Source organism: Cupriavidus sp. 21MJTG02-4 (genome assembly GCF_057798975.1).
On sequence record NZ_JBYOJP010000004.1, the window covers coordinates 263,344 to 281,341 of the forward strand.

19 protein-coding genes are annotated in these 17,998 nt (G+C 67.3%); 8 read left to right on the forward strand and 11 right to left on the reverse strand.

The annotated features are described in order from the left end of the window. Positions 1 to 6 precede the first annotated feature (6 nt). Complete coding sequence (locus tag AC3FKH_RS10520) at positions 7 to 3,357, reverse strand: alpha-1,4-glucan--maltose-1-phosphate maltosyltransferase (RefSeq protein ID WP_488675279.1); 3,351 nt, start codon at positions 3,355 to 3,357, stop codon at positions 7 to 9. 388 nt (positions 3,358 to 3,745) lie between these two features. Here AC3FKH_RS10520 and AC3FKH_RS10525 point away from each other — a divergent pair, with 388 nt between their 5' ends. Beyond that, a complete protein-coding gene (locus AC3FKH_RS10525; protein WP_488675280.1) occupies positions 3,746 to 4,021 on the forward strand; it encodes a hypothetical protein in 276 nt (91 codons plus the stop codon). A 62-nt stretch (positions 4,022 to 4,083) separates the two neighbouring features. On the opposite strand, the gene AC3FKH_RS10530 is transcribed toward AC3FKH_RS10525, so the two are convergent. Genes AC3FKH_RS10530 through AC3FKH_RS10540 form a run of 3 tightly spaced genes read right to left on the reverse strand, consistent with a single transcriptional unit; the run spans position 4,084 to position 5,308 of the window. Further along, positions 4,084 to 4,446 (reverse strand): hypothetical protein, encoded by a 363-nt coding sequence (locus AC3FKH_RS10530; protein WP_488675282.1) that lies wholly within the window; start codon positions 4,444 to 4,446, stop codon positions 4,084 to 4,086. Then, positions 4,443 to 4,673 carry a hypothetical protein gene (locus tag AC3FKH_RS10535; RefSeq protein ID WP_488675284.1) on the reverse strand — a complete coding sequence of 77 codons (231 nt, stop codon included), beginning with the start codon at positions 4,671 to 4,673 and terminating at the stop codon, positions 4,443 to 4,445. The genes AC3FKH_RS10530 and AC3FKH_RS10535 overlap by 4 nt, the downstream gene beginning before the upstream one ends. Before the next feature lie 2 nt (positions 4,674 to 4,675). After that, complete coding sequence (locus tag AC3FKH_RS10540) at positions 4,676 to 5,308, reverse strand: DUF421 domain-containing protein (protein ID WP_488675285.1); 633 nt, start codon at positions 5,306 to 5,308, stop codon at positions 4,676 to 4,678. A 247-nt stretch (positions 5,309 to 5,555) separates the two neighbouring features. Between AC3FKH_RS10540 and AC3FKH_RS10545 the strand changes: the two genes are divergently transcribed. Then, complete coding sequence (locus AC3FKH_RS10545) at positions 5,556 to 6,116, forward strand: BON domain-containing protein (protein WP_488675286.1); 561 nt, start codon at positions 5,556 to 5,558, stop codon at positions 6,114 to 6,116. Between the two features lie 58 nt (positions 6,117 to 6,174). Here AC3FKH_RS10545 and AC3FKH_RS10550 read toward each other — a convergent pair whose 3' ends face one another. After that, positions 6,175 to 6,399, reverse strand: a complete 225-nt coding sequence (locus AC3FKH_RS10550) for a DUF2188 domain-containing protein (protein WP_488675288.1) — start codon at positions 6,397 to 6,399, stop codon at positions 6,175 to 6,177. A gap of 184 nt (positions 6,400 to 6,583) precedes the next feature. On the opposite strand from AC3FKH_RS10550, the gene AC3FKH_RS10555 reads away from it, so the two are divergent. Beyond that, the gene (locus tag AC3FKH_RS10555; RefSeq protein ID WP_488675290.1) at positions 6,584 to 6,892 is read left to right on the forward strand and encodes a hypothetical protein; all 309 of its coding nucleotides are present in this window, start codon (positions 6,584 to 6,586) and stop codon (positions 6,890 to 6,892) included. 53 nt (positions 6,893 to 6,945) lie between these two features. Here the strand turns inward: AC3FKH_RS10555 and AC3FKH_RS10560 are convergent, their stop codons facing one another. From AC3FKH_RS10560 to AC3FKH_RS10575, 4 genes are all read right to left on the reverse strand, one after another. Continuing rightward, a complete protein-coding gene (locus AC3FKH_RS10560) occupies positions 6,946 to 8,268 on the reverse strand; it encodes an MFS transporter (RefSeq protein ID WP_488675291.1) in 1,323 nt (440 codons plus the stop codon). 104 nt (positions 8,269 to 8,372) lie between these two features. Further along, complete coding sequence (locus AC3FKH_RS10565) at positions 8,373 to 8,609, reverse strand: DUF2783 domain-containing protein (RefSeq protein WP_488675293.1); 237 nt, start codon at positions 8,607 to 8,609, stop codon at positions 8,373 to 8,375. Positions 8,610 to 8,640: 31 nt separating this feature from the next. Next, on the reverse strand, positions 8,641 to 10,365 hold the full coding sequence (locus AC3FKH_RS10570) for an FAD-dependent oxidoreductase (protein ID WP_488675295.1): 1,725 nt from the start codon (positions 10,363 to 10,365) through the stop codon (positions 8,641 to 8,643). A gap of 56 nt (positions 10,366 to 10,421) precedes the next feature. Beyond that, positions 10,422 to 11,381, reverse strand: a complete 960-nt coding sequence (locus AC3FKH_RS10575; RefSeq protein ID WP_483714281.1) for an MBL fold metallo-hydrolase — start codon at positions 11,379 to 11,381, stop codon at positions 10,422 to 10,424. A 330-nt stretch (positions 11,382 to 11,711) separates the two neighbouring features. Here AC3FKH_RS10575 and AC3FKH_RS10580 point away from each other — a divergent pair, with 330 nt between their 5' ends. Next, on the forward strand, positions 11,712 to 12,506 hold the full coding sequence (locus AC3FKH_RS10580; RefSeq protein ID WP_488675297.1) for an IclR family transcriptional regulator: 795 nt from the start codon (positions 11,712 to 11,714) through the stop codon (positions 12,504 to 12,506). After that, positions 12,503 to 13,342 carry an IclR family transcriptional regulator gene (locus tag AC3FKH_RS10585; protein WP_488675299.1) on the forward strand — a complete coding sequence of 280 codons (840 nt, stop codon included), beginning with the start codon at positions 12,503 to 12,505 and terminating at the stop codon, positions 13,340 to 13,342. The genes AC3FKH_RS10580 and AC3FKH_RS10585 overlap by 4 nt, the downstream gene beginning before the upstream one ends. Before the next feature lie 21 nt (positions 13,343 to 13,363). Here the strand turns inward: AC3FKH_RS10585 and AC3FKH_RS10590 are convergent, their stop codons facing one another. Both AC3FKH_RS10590 and AC3FKH_RS10595 read right to left on the reverse strand, forming a co-directional pair. After that, positions 13,364 to 14,338: a tripartite tricarboxylate transporter substrate binding protein gene (locus AC3FKH_RS10590; RefSeq protein ID WP_488675300.1), complete on the reverse strand. Its 975-nt coding sequence runs from the start codon at positions 14,336 to 14,338 to the stop codon at positions 13,364 to 13,366. 139 nt (positions 14,339 to 14,477) lie between these two features. Then, positions 14,478 to 15,686, reverse strand: a complete 1,209-nt coding sequence (locus AC3FKH_RS10595) for an EAL and HDOD domain-containing protein (RefSeq protein ID WP_488675302.1) — start codon at positions 15,684 to 15,686, stop codon at positions 14,478 to 14,480. 432 nt (positions 15,687 to 16,118) lie between these two features. On the opposite strand from AC3FKH_RS10595, the gene AC3FKH_RS10600 reads away from it, so the two are divergent. The 3 genes from AC3FKH_RS10600 to flhC are packed head-to-tail and all read left to right on the forward strand — an operon-like array spanning position 16,119 to position 17,975. Then, positions 16,119 to 17,042, forward strand: coding sequence for a helix-turn-helix domain-containing protein (locus AC3FKH_RS10600; protein WP_488675304.1), 924 nt, complete (start codon positions 16,119 to 16,121; stop codon positions 17,040 to 17,042). Next, on the forward strand, positions 17,029 to 17,346 hold the full coding sequence (gene flhD / locus AC3FKH_RS10605) for a flagellar transcriptional regulator FlhD (RefSeq protein WP_488675306.1): 318 nt from the start codon (positions 17,029 to 17,031) through the stop codon (positions 17,344 to 17,346). Before AC3FKH_RS10600 ends, flhD begins: the two co-directional genes overlap by 14 nt. Continuing rightward, on the forward strand, positions 17,343 to 17,975 hold the full coding sequence (flhC, locus tag AC3FKH_RS10610; RefSeq protein WP_488675307.1) for a flagellar transcriptional regulator FlhC: 633 nt from the start codon (positions 17,343 to 17,345) through the stop codon (positions 17,973 to 17,975). The genes flhD and flhC overlap by 4 nt, the downstream gene beginning before the upstream one ends. Positions 17,976 to 17,998: the final 23 nt, after the last annotated feature.

A 17,998-nucleotide genomic window follows, 5' to 3' on the forward strand; every position in this document is an offset into this window, starting at 1 on the left:
GCCGCGCTACGCGCCGTGCGGATCGTAAGCCGGCGACGGGATGGCGTCGCGCCGTACCGGCTGCCCGATCGGGGTCAGGTGCCACAGTGCAAACGGCAGCCGCGCCGGATCGAGCCGGATGCGCTGGCGCTTGCCGTGCCACGCGAAGCGGTGCTCGTCCATCAGGTCCTGCACGGCGACGCTGCCGTGGTCGGGCAGGCCCCATTCCCACAGCGGGATATCGACGGTGGCTTCCTGCGCGGCGAACGGGTCCATGCTGATCGCGGCCAGCAGCACGTCGTCGCCGAAGGTCGAGCCCGTGCCCGGAACGAAGCGCGCGAAGTACAGCACCGCGTCATTGCCGGCCGGATAGATGCGCAGCCCCAGGTGGCTCTGCAGCGCAGGGTGGCCCAGGCGGATGTGGTTCAGCCGCGTGATCTCGGCCGCGATGTTGCCCGGCTGGTGCCAGTTGCGCGCGCGCAGCTGGTATTTTTCGGAGTCCAGGTATTCCTCGCGCTCCTTGCCGTCGAGCACGAGCGGCGCGGACTCGCACAGCTCGAAGCCGCTGTACATGCCCCACAGCCCCGACAGCAGCGTGGCCAGCGCCGCGCGGATCAGGAAGGCCGGGCGAGCGCCGCGGTGCAGGAAGTACGGGTTGATATCGGGCGTGTTGACGAAGAAATGCGGCCGGAAGAACTCGCGCAGCGGGCCTTGCGTCAGCTCGGTCATGTACTCGGCCAGCTCGGCGCGCGTATTGCGCCATGTGAAGTACGTATAGGACTGGCTGAAGCCCAGCTTGGCCAGCCGCGCCATCATCTTGGGGCGCGTGAAGGCTTCGGCCAGGAAGATGGTGTCGGGGTACCGTGCGCGCACGTCGGCAATCATCCATTCCCAGAACGGCAGCGGCTTGGTGTGCGGATTGTCCACGCGGAAAATGCGCACGCCGCGCTCGACCCAGAACATCACCACGTCGCGCAGCGCCTGCCACAGCGCGGCGGCCGCGGGCGCCGCCGCGTAGAAGTCGACGTTGACGATGTCCTCGTACTTCTTCGGCGGGTTCTCGGCATAGCGCAGCGAACCGTCCGGACGGCGCGTGAACCATTCCGGATGCTGCCTGAGCCACGGATGGTCCGGCGAGCACTGGATCGCGAAGTCGAGCGCCAGTTCCAGCCCAGCCGCGGCAGCGGCAATGCGCAGGCGCTCGAAGTCCTCGAAGGTGCCGAGCTGGGCGTGCAGGGCATCGTGGCCGCCATCGTCGGCGCCGATGGCGTACGGGCTGCCCGGGTCGTCGGGCCGTGCGCGCAGGCTGTTGTTGCGGCCCTTGCGATGGGTTTTGCCGATCGGGTGGATGGGCGTGAAGTACAGCACGTCGAAGCCCATTGCGCGGATCGACGGCAGTCGGGCGATCACATCATCGAAGGTGCCGTGGCGGCTTTCGTCGTTGCTGGCGGAGCGCGGGAACAGCTCGTACCAGCTTGCAAAGCGGCTGGCCAGCCGTTCCGCTTCCACGGGCATCGGCACCGGATGCCGGCTCGCGAACGGGCGTCCCTCAGGCTTCTGCATGGCGGCATGCATGGCCGCGGCGGTACGCGGCGACAGCAGGATATCGAGCCGCGCGTTGTCGTCGCCGGCGCTGGCGGTCAGTTCATCGACCAGCGCGGACAACTCGCTGTCGGGCGGCGTGTCGCCCTGCGCGGGCATCAGGGCGTCGGCCACGAGCCGTGCCCCTTCCTCGATCTCCAGCGAAATATCCACGCCTGCCGCGCGCTTCTTTCCGATCTCGTCGAGCCAGCTGGCAAAGGTGTCGCGCCAGGCTTCCACCGTGAACGCGTGGCGGCCCAGCCCGACCAGCGGGAAACTGCCGACCCAGCGGTCATTGACCAGCGGGCGCATTGGCGCTTCGTGCCAGGCGTCCTCGCCCGGCGCGCGCCACAGGACGGCGGCGGCCAGCTTGTCGTGGCCATCCATCCAGATATCCGCACTGACCTCGACGCGCTCGCCGACCACGCGGCGCACCGGGAAGCGACCGTTATCGCACGCAGGCTCGACCGCTTCGATCGCAATGCGCGGCGCCTCAAGCGCGGCCACCACGCTGCCCAGGCCGCTCGCGCTGACGGCGTCGCCGGGCTGCGGCAGGCGCGGGGCATGGCGGGTGTGCGCGGGGACGGCGCGATAAAGTCGGATGTCGGCGGGGGCCAGCGTCATGTCGGCCAGCGCATCGAGTGCGGCGTCCGGGTCCATGCTGCCGCCGGGGCCGCCGTCCGACAACGCCAGTCGGGACGACGCAGCCGGCAGCGTCGCCAGCACGCGGTCGACGCCGAGCGTGCCGGGTTCCTGCGTGTCCGGGTTGATCACGATCGTCAGCGCGGATTCCGTCAGGGCGGCGCTGTCGCCGTCGCGGCTGTCCGGCGCCTGCAGCCGCGCCAGCACGGTCAGCGCGGCGTCGGGCCCGCTCAGCAGCCTGACCGACACCGCCGGAGCGGACGGGCGCGTGGCCAGCCAGGCGTTGGCCTGCAGCACTTCATGCGTGATGTCGTACGGCGCGCCGTCCCGGGCGCCGCCATCATCGGCCAGGGGATCATGGGCATTCGTGCCGCCGGTCTCGAAGCCCTCGGGCACCAGCAGGCCATCGCCGATCGCGGCGGCGGTCCACAAGGCGCGTCGGGCGGACAACGCGTCCTGGCTGGCCGGCGACTGCGATGGCGCCGCCAGCACGCGCCCGAACGGACGCAGGCGCGCCATCTCCTCGGTCAGCCACGGGCTGCGGAAGTCCCACCATGGCAGCGAGCAGAAGGCGCCGTCGAACTGCTCCGGCATCAGGTTGTCGAGTTGTGCCGGCGTCAGGCCCGGCGTCCAGACCAGGAGAATCGGGCGCGGGCCTTGCGGCGCGAGGCCATCGCCGCGCAGCGCGGTGGTCAGCGTGGTCCAGCATCGGCCGGGCACCCGCGCCGGCGCACGCAGGCAGAAGCCGGCAACGCCGGCCGCGAGTGCCGCGCGCAGCTGCGTGGCCCACCACTCCACCAGCGCTGCAGCCACCGCGGGCGACTGCCACCGCAGGCGCACCCCTGGCAGGTGGTTGTCGGTATCGTGCGGCGTGAAGGCCGGCGCGGCGCGGTCGATCCATGCCGGGTCGATACCGGTGCCATGTTCCGGGAAGCGGTCCAGCGAGACATCGAGCAACGGGGTGAGGCCTTGCCGCACGCTATCCGCGCAGAGTGCCGCCAGCGCGGACAGCGTGTCGTGGTCTCCAGGCAGGACAGCGGCGCGGCCAGACAGCAGGACATGGTCGAATCCCAGCGCGGCGACGCGCCGGAGCGTGTCGTGCTGGGCATCGGAGAGGTCGGTGATTCGGTCGATATTGAGCAGGCAGATCCGCACGTAGTATTCCCTTGGCTGTTGGCCAACAAGGGCAGGCCGGCATCCGGCGCCAATACCGATTCAGCCGATACCGATACCGGCCCGCATGCCCCACATCCCAAGCGGGATGAAATTAGACAGAGCCATGCGAAGCGCGTGCCAAGCGCTGCGCCTGCCAGCAGGCAGTCCGGCATATCCGGGCGTGGGCAAGGGCAACAACGCCAAGGCTTGCTGCGGCAGGCGCGACGCAGCAACGATGTGCGGCGTGTAAAAACTTCCGCCAGCTCGGCCGGCATTGCAAAAATTGCGTTGACTGCACGGCGCGTGCATTGCGTGTCGCCGAGCCGGCGGGGGGCGGATGGGTACGATTCATGCTCGGTCCGGGGCCGGACACGCACGGAGGGAAACCATGCAGGACTGGCTGGAAGCGATGCAATGGCCTGCCATGGTGGCCACCGTGATGGGGACGTGGCTGGTGGGATCGCGCTCCGGCGCGCGCCGGCGTGCCGGGTTCTGGGTGTTCCTGTTCAGCAATGTCCTGTGGATCGCATGGGGCTGGCAGGGCGACGCGTACGCGCTGATGGTGCTGCAGGTCGCGCTGGTCGCCATGAACGTGCGCGGCATGCGCAAGGCCACCAAGGCCTGGCAAGACACCGCACGTGCCGGTGCCCGGCGGCCCGGGTGAGCAACGGTGCGTCGCGCGCGCCATTCGGCACGGGACGCACCGCTGTTCGCGCTGCGCGCGGATTACTGCTTCGGCAGCGGGTCAGGCGTGTCCCCCTTCGGGCCGCTCGGGGCCTCGGCTGTCGGCGCGGGCGGCGTGCCTTGCTCGCGTGGCTTCTTGTAGCGCGCGGTGGTGCCGGATTGCGTGCTGCTGTGCTTCTTGGCCTTGTGCTTTGGCTGGTCCGATGCCATGCCGGTGCCGCTTTGCATGTCGGTCGAGCCAGGGGCTGCCATGGCGGGCGCGTTGCGAGAGGTGCCCGCGCCTTCTGGGGCTGGCGGGGCGCTCGGGTTTGGCGCATTGGGGGATGCCGGGGCTTGCTGGCCAAAGGCGGGCAGGCAAAGCGCGGCGCCGATCACCAGTGCAGTGGTGGCGAGGGTCCGTTTCATGTCGGTCTCCGGTTGTCGTCAGGCGACGAGAGTACGGCGCTGGTGTTCTGGCAGCCACGGCTGGTGTTGCCACGTCGGGCCAGTTCGCAGTAGTGGCACAGCCGCCCCAGCGCCCAATCGGCGGCGGCCTCGCGCACGGTGATGCGCCGCACGCCGTTGCCTGGCACTGGGCCGGGCGCGGATGGCGGCGCGAAGGCAGGTCGGTGCAGGTGCGGGCCCCGGGGCATGCTCACCGTCCGGAGCAGCGGGAGACCGACGTGCCATTGACCTTGTCGGCGTTTTCAACGGTATGCCGTGAGGCTGGCGAGTCTTTGTCGCTGGCATGGGCCTGCTTCGCGCGGCCATCGGTCGCCGATGGCTTTTTCGCTTCACGCACGAAGGTCAGGGCGCCATCGCGCTCCAGCACCACGCGGGTGACGCCCTCCAGCGATTCCTTCTGCAGCGTCGCGCGCAGGTTGGCCTTCAGGTCTTCCTCGCTGACCATGGCCTGCGCGATGCGCGCCCGGTCGACATGGCCGTCGTCGATCAGGTCGATCGCGTAGCCGCTCGTAATGCGGTCGAACGCGGCGTAGCGCGACGACAGCCATCCGACCGCCCGATGCATCAGCACCAGCGTGAGGGACGCCGCAAACGCGGTCGCCAGGGCGGTCGCGCCGATGATGGCGCGCGATAGCACCGCGCCCAGCAGCAGCACCACGCACAGGTCGAACGCGGTTTTCTGGGCAAACGCGCGGCGCCCGGCCACGCGCAGCAGCAGCCAGGTGGCCAGGAAGACCACGAAGGCGCGCACTGCGCCCTGCCACCACGTGAGGTGGTCGCCTTCTCCCATCAGGGCGAGAATGAGGCCGGTCAGTGAATCCATTGCACATTGCGTTGGTTGCCGATGACTGACGCGGCGGCAGTTTCCGTGCCAGCCGTGTCAGGCACATCGTCGCTCGCTGCCGCTGCATGGACACCCAGGGCAGAAGAATGTACGTGCAAGGGCGCAATGGATCTTGTAATTCCTGCCGCGCACCAGCATGCGCGCAGGACCGGACCCGCGCCGGACAATGTGGCGTCCATCTTGCATGGCAGGACCTGTGTTCCCGCAGTGACCGCCGGAGACAGATATGGACCGAAGCCGCCGCCCCGCCTTACCGGACACGCCGTGGCGTGAAGGACCGCTGCCCGAAGATGCCGACTGGCGCAGCCATTACGTGGGGGCGTATGGCGTCTTCGATTACGACCAGCCGGTGGATCCCGCCGAGTTCGCGGGGCTACGCGAGGAAGGCCGGCAATGGCCACGCGTGCGGCCGGCGCCCCAGCAGGAGCCTTCGGAGGGCTACAGATCCGGGCAGGCTTATCAGCAGTTCACGGGATTCAATGAACGCGCGTCGCATAGCGGACAGGGGACTTCGCCGCGCTACCGGCCAGTGGGGCCGCGCGGATATCAGCGCAGCGATGCGCGGATCCTGGAGGACATCTGTGACCGCCTGACGCGCAGTGGCCGCCTCGATGTACGCGACGTCGAAGTCCACGTGGACAGCGGCGTGGTCAGGCTCGAAGGGAGTGTGCCAGACCGTCTGCAGAAGTACCGTGTCGAGGATATCGTGGACGACGTCTTTGGCGTGCGCGACCTGGTCAATCGGTTGCGCGTCTGCCGTGGCGAGCCGGGAAAACCGTCGTCCTGAAGAAAAAGCCGGCCGCCCCGGCATGACCCGGTGCGACCGGCTCGCGTGGCGAGGCTGCCTAGCCGGCAATGGCGCTAAGGTCGCGGCCCGCATAGCTGCTGCGCGCCCGCACGCTGCCGTCCTTCGCATGAATCAGCAGTTCAACCTTCTTGCGCCGCGCCAGCGAGGTGGCGGCGTGGATCGCGGCCTCCTGCGTCGCGTGGTGGGATTCCGCGTAACGCGCGCCTTCGTGAATGACGTCCCACCCATTTTCGTAAGGCACGACGTGTAGGTTGCTGCCCATCTTTGTCTCCTGAGGCGCCGGCGCAAGGCGTCGGCTCTTTCATTGTGGCCTAGTTGGCGCCGCTGTCTATCGGTCACCCTCTGACAAGCCAGGAGCAGCAAAGGCGACTTACGGTCGAAAATATCTGGTCATTTGGGCTTGCTCTTGTAAGCTGGACTGGAAATCGCCTGTAAAGGAGCTAGCCATGCGTGCGAGTTTTGCGCGGGGACTGACACAGTCTCCAGTGACTGTGGTGGCCCGCGCTTTCGACGGCGAAGTCGGCTGGATGCCCCAGATCGGGGACCTGGTAACGGTCTACAGCCAGGACCAGGACACGGAGTTCGACATCCGCCTTAGCGAAGTCGTTGCCTCCGGGCACTGGCGCGGCGTGGTCTATGCGATCAGCCGTGGACAGGAAGTGCTGGTCACCGCGGAAGGGCTGGAGATCGACGACGTGGTGGAAGTCATGCGCGAGGAAATCGCCGGCGTGGTTCCTTGCAGCCATCCGCATTAGTGGAATCCCCGTCCGCAACCCGCAGGAGGCCGGCCAGGCGCGGCCACTGGACGTCAAGATTGATCCGGCTGGCGTGGCACGCCAAGCCACATCGACAGGCCGCTCGCCAGCAGCAACGCAGCCAGCAGGTATAGCGCATTGTCGAGGCTTCCGGTCTGCACCTTGATTTGCCCGATCACCCAAGGGCTGACGATACCGCTGGTAATCCCCACGCTGCTGATGAAGGCAATGCCGGCTGCTGCGCCGCTGGCGGGCAGATGGCTGGGCGGCAGCGACCAGAACACCGGCAGCGCGGCAAAGATCAGGACCGCGGCCACGGACAGGATGGCCAGCATCGCGGCCAGGCTATGCAGGTGCAGTGTGAGCGCGGCCAGCGCCAGTGCGCCGCCTGCCGTGCACAGCAGGAAATGCCGGTGGCGCTCGCCGCTGCGGTCGGAATGCCGTGCGATCAGGATCAGGCCGATCGCGCCCACCGCATTGGGCACGACCGAATAGAGGCTGATCGAGACCACATCGGTGACGCCGAAGTCGCGGATCATCAGCGGCATCCAGAAGCTCAGTGCCAGCGAGCCACAGGTCAGCGAAAAGTAGATGAACGCGAACAGGTAGATGCGCGGGTTGCGCAGGACTTGCAGCAGCGCCTGCAGCGAATGCGCCTTGATGTCATGGCCTTCGGTGCGGGCCCGTGTCAGGAATGCCTTCTCACTGTCGGTGAGCCAGCTTGCCTGGCGCGGTTCATCGACCAGGACAAAGGCGGCGAGCACGCCGAGCGCGATGGCCGGTGCGCCTTCGATCGCGAACATCCACTTCCAGCCCTGCATGCCGAGTACGCCGGCCATGTCGCGCATGATCCAGCCCGACACCAGCCCGCCCAGCACACCGGCAACGGCGACGCCCGCGAAGAAGATGGCCATCACGGCGGCGCGCCGCTTGGCCGGGAACCAGTAGGTCAGGTAGAGCACGATGCCGGGAAAGAAGCCCGCTTCGAACACGCCGAGCAGGAAGCGCAGCGTATAGAACTGCGCCGGCGAGGACACGGCCATCATCGCGACCGAGGCCACGCCCCACAGCACCATGATGCGCGTGAACGTGCGGCGCGCCCCAAAGCGTGCCAGCAGCATATTGCTGGGCACCTCGCACAGCACGTAGCCGACGTAGAACACCGCGGCGCCCAGGCCGTACATGGCGTCGCTGAAGCCCAGGTCCTGCTTCATCTGCAACTGGGCAAAGCCGATGTTGATGCGGTCCAGGAATGAAACCACGTAGCACACGAACAGGAACGGGATCAGGCGCAGCCAGATCTTGCGGTATAGCGCGTCTTCGTCATGCGCGGCGTAAGCGGGGGCCGCAATCGCCCCTGAGGCCAGATTGCTCATTGCATTGTCTCCGGTGTGAGCGCCACCCCGCGCAAGCCTTTTGGCAGGCCTTCGCTACGGGTCCGGCGGGAAAGGGTGGGGCACGCGTGCGCGTGCCCGCAGGGTCAGCTTGCGGCGGTGGTGTTGCCGGCGATGCCTTCGCGGGCGGCCTGCATGGCCGCGAGCAGCACCTGGTGATCGCCGATATGGTTGGCGAGCAGCAGGATGAGCTGGGCGTTGGCGGCCTGGCTCTGCGCGTCGTCCAGGTCGCGATGCATGTCGATCAGCGCTTCGTAGAAGTCGTCAGGGCGGGCCAGGTTGGGTTGGGTGTTGAGCGCGTGTGCCTCGGTTTGGCTTGGCATGGCGTGGTCTCCGAATGTTGTGTCCGTCGGCTTATGCCGCCATGGCGGCCGGTTGCTTCGCACTGCCAGGCAGATGCGCCCCGCTGGCGCGTGCCAGCGCATCGCCAATGTATTGCGCGTCGATCTTGCGCCAGCGTGCGCAAACATGCTGGTCCGGGCGGATCAGGTAGAACGTGCCCGGTGCGGCGCTGTAGCGCTGCGCCGCAAGCCCTTCATCATCGCGCAGGACAGCGCTGCCGGACGCAGGCTGCGCCGGCGTGCCGAGGTACAGGAGGCGAATCGGCAAGCCGGACTGCTCCAGTTGGCCGAGGGCGGCGCGGCTGTCGCTGTCGAGGCTGTCCGGCGTGCCGAACACCATCCCGGTGAACTCTCCACCGAGATGCTGGAGCAGCCAGCCCGCGCCATGCGCATCGGAAACCGGGGCGTCCACGCAGGCCGCGCCGGGCACCATGGTGCCGCCCAGACCGTCCGCGTCGGGCGAGTTGAGCGGCGATCCGTGCAGCACTGCCGGCACCGACAGTCGGCCGCTGTTGACCAGGCCGCGTGCAAAGGCATGGCGACGGGACAGGCCGAGCACGGCATCGCGGAACAGCCGGCTCACCGGGCTCTTGGGCGTGATGAAATCCGTCGCGCGGGTGGAGTTCAGCAGGTTCTCGTCGGCGGCGTACTCGCGTTCGCTGGCGTAGGTGTCGAGCAGGCTGTCCGCGGCGCGGCCCTGCAGCACGTAGGCAAGCTTCCAGGCCAGGTTCTCGGCGTCCTGCACGCCGCTGTTGGCGCCGCGCGCGCCGAACGGCGAGACCCCGTGCGCGGAATCGCCAGCGAACAGCACGTTGCCGTGGCGGAAGCTGTCCATGCGCAGGCACGAGAACGTATAGACGCTGACCCATTCCAGCGTGAATTTCGCGTCGGGGCCCAGCAGTGCCTGCACGCGCGGGATCACGCGCTCGGGCGCTTTCTCCAGGACGGGGTCGGCATCCCAGCCGAGCTGGAAGTCGATGCGCCAGACATTGTCGGGCTGGCGGTGCAGCAGCACCGACTGGTTCGGGTGGAAGGGCGGGTCGAACCAGAACCAGCGCTCGGTCGGAAAATCCGCTTCCATCTTCACGTCGGCGATCAGGAAGCGGTCCTTGAAGGTACGGCCCTTGCTGTCCAGGCCGAGCAGCTTGCGGACCGGGCTGCGCGAGCCGTCCGCCGCCACCACGTAGCGCGCTGCCAGCGTGTAGCAGCCGTCCGGCGTTTCAATCGTCAGCGCGGCGTTCTCGTCGGCCGTGCCTGATTGGCGTTGTTCGAGCCCGACGACCTTGTTGCGCCAGCGGATCTCGATGTCAGGCAATTCCAGCGCGCGTTCGAGCAGGTAGCCTTCGACGTAATACTGCTGGAGGTTGATGAAGGCAGGGCGGTGATGGCCCGCCTCGGGCAGCAGGTCAAAGCTGTAGACCTGCTGGTCGCGCAGGAACACGCGGCCGACGTTCCAGCTGATGCCGGTGTCGACCATGCGCTGGCCGCATCCCAGGCGGTCAAAGATGTCCAGCGTCCGCTTGGCAAAGCAGATGGCGCGCGATCCGGTCGACAGCGTGCAGTCGTCGTCGACCAGCACCACGCGCACGCCGCGTTGCGCCAGGTCGATCGCGGTAGCCAGGCCGATGGGCCCGGCGCCGACCACGACAACGGGATGAACCGTGCCGCCCGCTTGCCCGTCGCGCTGTTCCGCGCAGGGCTGGTACTCGAATGACAGGCGCTGGTAATCGATGGTCATGCCTAGGTCTCCGTCCACTCTCGTTCAGTGTTCTGTCTTGTCGTGAGGTGCGCGCCTCAGTCCTGCAGCGCGGCCCACATGTCCTTGTCGCGCTGCGCGGTCCAGATGCGCGGATGGCGGATGCCGCTGGCTTCGTCGAACGCGCGCGACACATCGAACGGCAGGCAGTGTTCATAGATGAACACCTGGCCGAACTTCGGGTCCATCGCGCGGCGCGTGTGGGCCATGGCGGCCTTCAGGTCGAGCTTGTCGGCCACGGCTTCCTTGCCGGCCTGGAACAGCGTGGTGACGAAGTCCTTGGTATAGGCAATGCCCTTGCTGACGTCTTCGGGCGTGGTCAGCGCCGGGCCACGGCCAGGCACCAGCTTCTCGGGCTGCAGCGCAGCCAGCGCGTCGAGCGTGGCCGGCCATTCGGCAAGCTGGGCGTCGCCGCAGTAGCAGGCCGCGTCGTACTCGACCAGGTCGCCCGAGAACAGCACCTTCTGCGACGGCAGCCACACCACGGTGTCGCCCTTGGTATGGCCCGAGCCGAGGTGGGCAATGCGCACCTCCAGCTTGCCCAGGAACAGCGTGATTTCCTTCTCGAACACCAGCGTGGGCCAGGTCAGGCCCGGCACGGTCTCGACGCCGGCGAACAGGCGCGGGAAGCGTTCGATTTCCGACTTCATGTCGGCTTCGCCACGCTCCACGATCATTTCGTAGGTGCCGCGGCTGGCGATGATCTGCTGCGCGCCTTCGGCGAAGTACGCGGACGCGCCCAGCACGCGCACCGCGTGGTAGTGCGAGAGCACGACGTACTTGATCGGTTTGTCGGTGACCGAGCGGATCCTGGCGATCAGGTCCTGCGCCATGGCCGGGGTGGCCGTGGTGTCGATGATGATCACGCCATCGTCGCCGATGATCACGCCGGAGTTCGGGTCGCCTTCGGCCGTGTAGGCATAGGCGTTCTCGGACAACTGGGTGAAGGTGATCTGCTTGGCTTCCAGGTCGGCCTGGGATGCGAATGCCTTGCTCATGCTGTCAGTCCTTTTCATGGGGGCGGGCGGGACAGCGGCATGCGCGTGCCTATGCGCGGTATTGCGCGGTATTGCGCGGTATTGCGCGGTATTGCGCGGTATTGCGCGGCTGTCTCGCCCCGTTCTTGGATCTGGATCGGGTCGCGGCGCGTACGTTGCGCTGCGCGACGGGGTAGTGCCATCTTAGGAAACCATCATAAATTAATCAATAGCTAAGCGATTAGCCTATGGATAATTATGGGGTTGTAGCGACGAATCGCGGGTAAACACCGATCGGGAGGGCTGACCCCGGTGACGTTCGATTAATATCTGGGCTTTCCGGAGAGCACGATGGCAACAGCGGGGCGCAAGGCGGCGCAGGCAGAGCGCGAGGAGAAGGTGCAGCGCGGCATCCAGAGCGTGGAAGTCGCCGGCCGTTTCCTGGGTGCGCTCGCGGCCGCGCGGGCGCCGATGATGCTCGCCGAACTGGCGGATGCGGCGGAACTGGCGCCGGCGCAGGCCCATGCGTACCTGGTCAGCCTGACGCGGCTCGGGCTGATCAAGCGCGACCATTTGTCGGGCCGGTACGAGCCGGGCCCGCTGTCGCTGCAGCTCGGCATGATGCACCTGGATTCCGACCCCGCCTACCGCGCCGCCGTGCCGCGGGTGGATGAACTGGCCGAGGCCACCGGGTTCAGCGTGGCCATCAGCATTGCCGGGCCGCAGGGGCCCGCCATCGTGCGCTATGTGCCGGCCGCGGCGCCGCTGCACGTAAACCTGCACGTCGGCACCGTGATGGCGCTGGCCGCTACCGCAACGGGTCGCGTCTATTGCGCGTTCCGGCCGCGCGCGGATTGGGAGGCGAGCTGGCGGCAGCAGCTGCCGCAGGCGAGCGCCGCGGATCGCGCCGCATTCGATGCCAAGCTCGAAGCCATTCGCGCACGCGGCATCGAACGCAGCATCGACGCGCCGAGCCCGGCCATCAGCAGCCTGAGCGTGCCGGTGCTCGATGCGAGCGGCGCGCTGCGGCTGGTGCTGACCATCGTCGGCTCCACCGGCACCATCGACGTGGACTGGCAGGGACCGGTGGCGGCGGCGCTGCGGGCGACTGCCCGTGCCATCGGCACGCACCTGGGACAAGCATGAGTACGCGAGCGACCCCGAACGATGACCGGACCGGCGATGCCGGCAAGCCCCAGCGCGGCATACAGTCGCTCGACAGTACCGGACAATTGCTGGCGGCCCTGGTGGAGGCGGGCCGGCCGCTGTCGCTGCGCGACCTGGCACAGGCTGCCGGCATGGCGCCGGCCAAGGCCTTTCCGCACCTGGTCAGCCTGCAGAAGACCGGCCTGCTCGCGCGCGATGCGGCGGGCAACTTCCTGTGCGGACCGCTGAGCCTGGAACTGGGACTGATCGCCCTGCAGCGCCTGTCGCCCACGCGCGAAGCCGAACCGGAAATCATCGAACTTGCAGTCGCCACGGGCCTGAGCGTGGCGATGGCGGTGCTTGGGCCGATGGGACCTACCGTGGTGCGGCTGGAGGAATCGGCACGTCCGCAGCATGTGAGCCTGCGCGTCGGCACGGTCCTGTCGCTGGTCCATACCGCGATCGGCCGCACCATGGCGGCGTACTTGCCCGAGAACGTGCTGGCTGGCCTGCTTGCGCGCGACGACCTGCGCATGGCGGGCGCCGCGCCGTCCGCGGTGCTTGGCGATGACGGGAGGCTTGCGTTGGGCTATGCCGGCCGTCTTGCGCAAGTGCGCCGCGAGCAGGTCGACAACGCGCTGAGCCGGCCTGTGCCCGGCATCGACACGCTCGCCGCGCCGGTGTTCGACCATACCGGCAGCCTGGCCCTGGTGGTGGCGGTGATGGGCTCGACCGGCAGTTTCGACAGCGGCACGCAAGGTGCCACCGCCGGACTGGTGCGCCAGGCGGCGCACCGGCTTTCGTGGCGCTTTGGCGCCATGCAGGCGCCGGCCTGAGCGTGTTGGCGGCGGACCGGCTTATTGGTCCACGCGGATATGGGCTGACTTGATCAGCCCATCCCATTTCTCGTACTGGGCCCGGATATAGCTGCCGAACTGGGCGGGCGTGGCCGGGAACGGCACCGTGCCCTGGCTCGCCAGCTTGCTGGCCATTTCCGGCTGCTTCAGTGAAGCCACGATCTCGGCATTGAGCCGGTCGACTACGGCCTTCGGCGTGCCGGCCGGCGCCACGACGCCGAACCAGGCGGTCAGTTCGTACCCCGGTACGCCGGCAGCCGCCATCGTCGGCACCCCGGGCAACTGTTCCGACGCCTTCTGCGTGGTGACCGCCAGCGGGCGCACGCGGCCGTCGCGGATATACGGCAACGCGGTCGATACGCTGTCGAACATCATGGTCAGGCGGCCCCCGATCAGGTCCGTCATGGACGCGGCGCTGCCCTTGTACGGGATATGCGTGATCTCGACCCCGGCCATGTGCGTGAACAGTTCACCCGCCAGATGGGACGACGAACCGTTGCCGAAGGAGCCATAGGTCAGCTTGCCGGGCTCCTTGCGCGCCAGCGCCAGCAACTCCGGCACGGTCCGCGCGGGCACCGACGGGTGCACGACCAGCACGTTGGGCAGATAGGCGACGGAGGCCACCGGGGCGAAATCCTTGAGCGGATCGTAGCCAGGCTTGTCGTAGAGGCTCTTGTTGACGGCCAGCGAGCCGAAGGTGCCGAACAACAGCGTATAGCCGTCGGCCGGGGCACGCGCCACGGCAATCGCTGCGAGATTGCCACCGGCGCCCGGACGGTTGTCGACCACGACCGGTTGTCCCAGCCGCACCGACAGTGCGTTGCCGATCTCGCGCGCCAGCAGGTCCGTGGCGCCGCCCGGCGGGAACGGCACCACCAGCCGCACCGGCTTATCCGGGTACGCCGCGAAAGCGCTGCCGGCAGCTGCCAGTGAAACCAGCAGCCCTGCGGCCGCATGCTTGAACCAGCTCTTCATCGCTGTCTCCCCTTGTCATGTTTTTGCGATGGAAAGCGGCAGTGTGTCGCAGCGCGCAGGGACGCGGGTTTCGAATTGGCAAAGGCGGGGTTTGGGGCTGCGTGATGGCGAAGTTTCGCCGCCGCGCGGCGTGAGGCCGTTACGTGATGGGCAGGCCCAGCATGGCCATGGCATCACCGCCGCACTCGTAAACCTGGGCGGCCTTCAGCAGCGCGCCCAGCTCGCCATGCCCGTGTAGAACGGCATCCCGGATGGTCCGGGTCACTGGAAATGTGTCCTGGATATCGCGCCGCGTACCGTGGGGCGGCAGCGGGGCCAGCGACAGTACGCCGGTCAGGAAGGCAGCTTCGGCGAACGCCGTATCGTGCGGGCGGACCCGGCGCGCCGCCTGTTCCATGAAGGTCCCGCGCCGGTGTGCCGCCTGACTGCGCACGCTCGGTTCGCCGGGCAGGCGGAATCCATCGGAAATCTGCAGCAGCCGCACCCAGCGGAGCAGGCTGTCGGGACCAATCGCCGCCAGCAGCCCGCGCACGCTGGCAAAGCCGACGCCCGGCTGCACGCCGGTCGCGACCGAAAGCCGCAGCAACTGGGCCACCATGCCAGGAGCGGCATGCAGTGCGGCCAGCAGTGCGTCGGTGTCCGCGCCTTGGATCAGCAGCGCATGCAGCCGCGCCAGCGCGCCGTGATCCAGGTGTGGCCATGGCGCCGTCAAGGGTTCGGGGCGCGCAAAGTGGAAGCCCTGGAACAGGTGAAATCCAAGCTGTTGCGCGAGTGCGAAGTCGTCGGCGGTTTCGATCTTCTCGCCAATCAACAGGCGGTCCGCGTTCAGCACCGCCTCGGCCAGGCGCGGAAGATCGGTGCGCCGGGCAAGCCGGAAATCGATCTTGACGAAGTCGACGGCCGGCAGCGCCTTGCGAACATCGTCGGTCAGCGCCGCGACGTCGTCGAGGGCCAGGCGGTAGCCGGCCTCTCGCAGCCACGCCAGCCTGCGCAACACGCAGGCATCCATGGACACGCTTTCGAGCACTTCAAGCACGAAGTGCCCCGGCGGGACCAGCAACAGCAGATCGTCGAGCAGCAGCTGGCGACCAAGGTTCACGAAACCCGCATGCTTGCGCAAGGTCCAGTCCAGGCCCGTGCCGCCCAGCGCCCGCGCGATCACGTGGGCGGTTGCCGCGGTGTCGTCGAGGACGTTCGCCCAGTTTCGGCCGGCTTCGCGGTACAGCAACTCATAGGCCTGCGGGTCGCCGGCGGCACTCACGATGGCCTGGCGCCCGAAGTGCAGCACCTCGGCATCGCGAGGACCGGGCATGGCCAGGTCGGACAAGGCGGGAAGCGGGTCTTGCATGGGAATATTCCAGAAGGAAGCCGGCAATTTCCTGATGCGGATTTATGTGCCGAATGCGCAGAATGCATTTCACGGCGCCCTTTAATGGCACTGCGAAAATCAATTTCGAATCTGAAGCGGCAGGAATCAATAAGAAATCGCCGCGATGATAGGAAGGGGTTTCCGCAACGTCCTTGATCCGCGCCAACAATGCCGGCGTGGCGGGGCTTTCCGGCCTTTTCTGAGGGCCGCCGAGGACTTTGCCGCAGTAGAGTAGGAAAACTCCTAATGGATATTCAGAAACTACAGATTGTTCTGTGGGTACACGTCAATAGAATTCAATTTAAGGTTTTCGTGATTTGATTTCCGTAGCTAATCCAATTGACTAGGAACCACCTCCGAAGGGTCGCCGGAAACCTTTCCCTGAGATTTTCTTTTTCCGAGGCGCCCACCATGAACCTGACAACCTGCCCGCCACCGCCTGATTCGATCCCGTGCTGTGCCGGATGCTCCATGGCGCGCTTCTGCCTGGTTGGCGAGCGTGCGCCCGGCGGCATCGAACTGGCCGACATGCTCGCCCAGCGCGTGGTTCGTTTGCGCAAGGGCGAGCCGCTTTATCTGCTCGGCGATGCGGTGGCGGCCGTGTTCGCGATCCGCGTGGGTACGATCAAGACGCATGTGGCCACGGAAGACGGACGCACACAAGTGGTCGGATTCCATTTCCCCGGCGAAATGGTCGGCCTGGACAGCATCGGCCGCCGCCAGTACGCCTCTTATGCGACGGCGCTGGAAGACACCAAGGTTTGCATGATCCCTGTGGAAACCCTGCGCACGCGGGCGGCGAGCACGCCGATCTTCGCCAGCCGGGTGTTCCTGGCACTGGACCGCCACGCGCAGCGGACGCGCGCGTTGCAGACCCTGCTTGCGCTGATGACAGCGGAAGAGCGCCTCGTGACGTTCCTGCTGTGGATCTCCGAAGGACAGTCGGCGCGCGGCTTTTCATCGAGCGAGTTCATCCTTCGCATGAGTCGCGAAGAAATCGGCAGCTATATCGGCCTGACCCTCGAGACGGTCAGCCGTCAGTTTTCCCGGCTTGCGGAGGCCGGTCTGATCCGGGTCAAGCACCGCAGCGTGGCGCTGGTCGACAAGGCAGGGCTGCGCGCCATTGCCGCCCGTCCGGCGATCTCTGCGGTAGGTCTTGCTTCCACTGGCGGGCGTGCGGGCGAACAGCGCGTGCCGGCGCAGGGAGCGGGAGCAATGGTGTCCGCTCAGGCGTGGACGGCTCGGGCCTTGCCCCAATCCGCCGCCGGGGCCCGGCATGCGGACAGTGTGAAGATAATTCCTTTCGCTTGGGAGGCTGGCAATGGACAGCAGTGACCTGGTAGGTGAGATCAAGGACGTCAATCTGGCCTATCTGCTGCTGGTGCAGCGGCTGATGCGCCAGAACGAGCCCGAGGCCCTGTTGAGGCTCGGCATCCGCAAAGAGGTGGCGCGGGCACTGCTGGCGTTGACGCCGGCGCAATTGCTGGGTCTTGCGCGCTCGAGCATGGTGCTGTGCCGCTTCCGCCTTGACAACTGTTCGTTGCTCGAAGCGCTGGCGGGCATCCGGCCGCGGCACGAGTTGTGCAATATGCATACGGCCATCGTGTTGGCCGCGCAAGCCCTGGAGGAGGGACGATGAAAACCACCGCGCAATCTGCACCGGCACGCAGTGCACTGCAGGATGCCAGCGACACCCAGCTTGCGATCGAGCTGATCGGCCTCGGGGCCCGGCCCCAGGTCGTGGAAGCGGAAGTGGCGCTGTCACGCAGCCGCGTGTACCGGCTGTATCGGGAGCTGACGGGGGGATCGCCGCCAAAAGGCATGCTGCCGTTCTCGGCTGACTGGTTCGTGACCTGGCGGCCCAACGCGCACGCGTCGTACCTGCTGAACGTCCATGAGTTCATGCAGCAGCGGGCGGGGCTGCCAGGCATACGCGCGGTGCTCAACAGCTACCGCGTCTATGCGGGCCATATGCGCGCCAGCGACGAGGCGTGTCTGATCAGCTTCACGCGCTTCTGGACGCTGGTGCGCTTTCGCGAAGGCGGGTTGCTGCAGTTGTCCACGTGTCGTTGCTGCGGCGGCCGCTATGTCACGCATGCCCATGAACCGCAGGGCTCGTTTATCTGCAGCCTGTGCGAGCCTCCATCACGGGTGCGCCGCGGGGCGCGCCGCCCGCCCCCGGTCAGCGTGGCGGAGCCCGCCTCGTCCATCCTCGGTAACCTGCCCGCCGTCGCGGGACCGGCATTCGACATGGTGCCCGTCCTATGAGCGCAGCGGTACGATCGCGATTG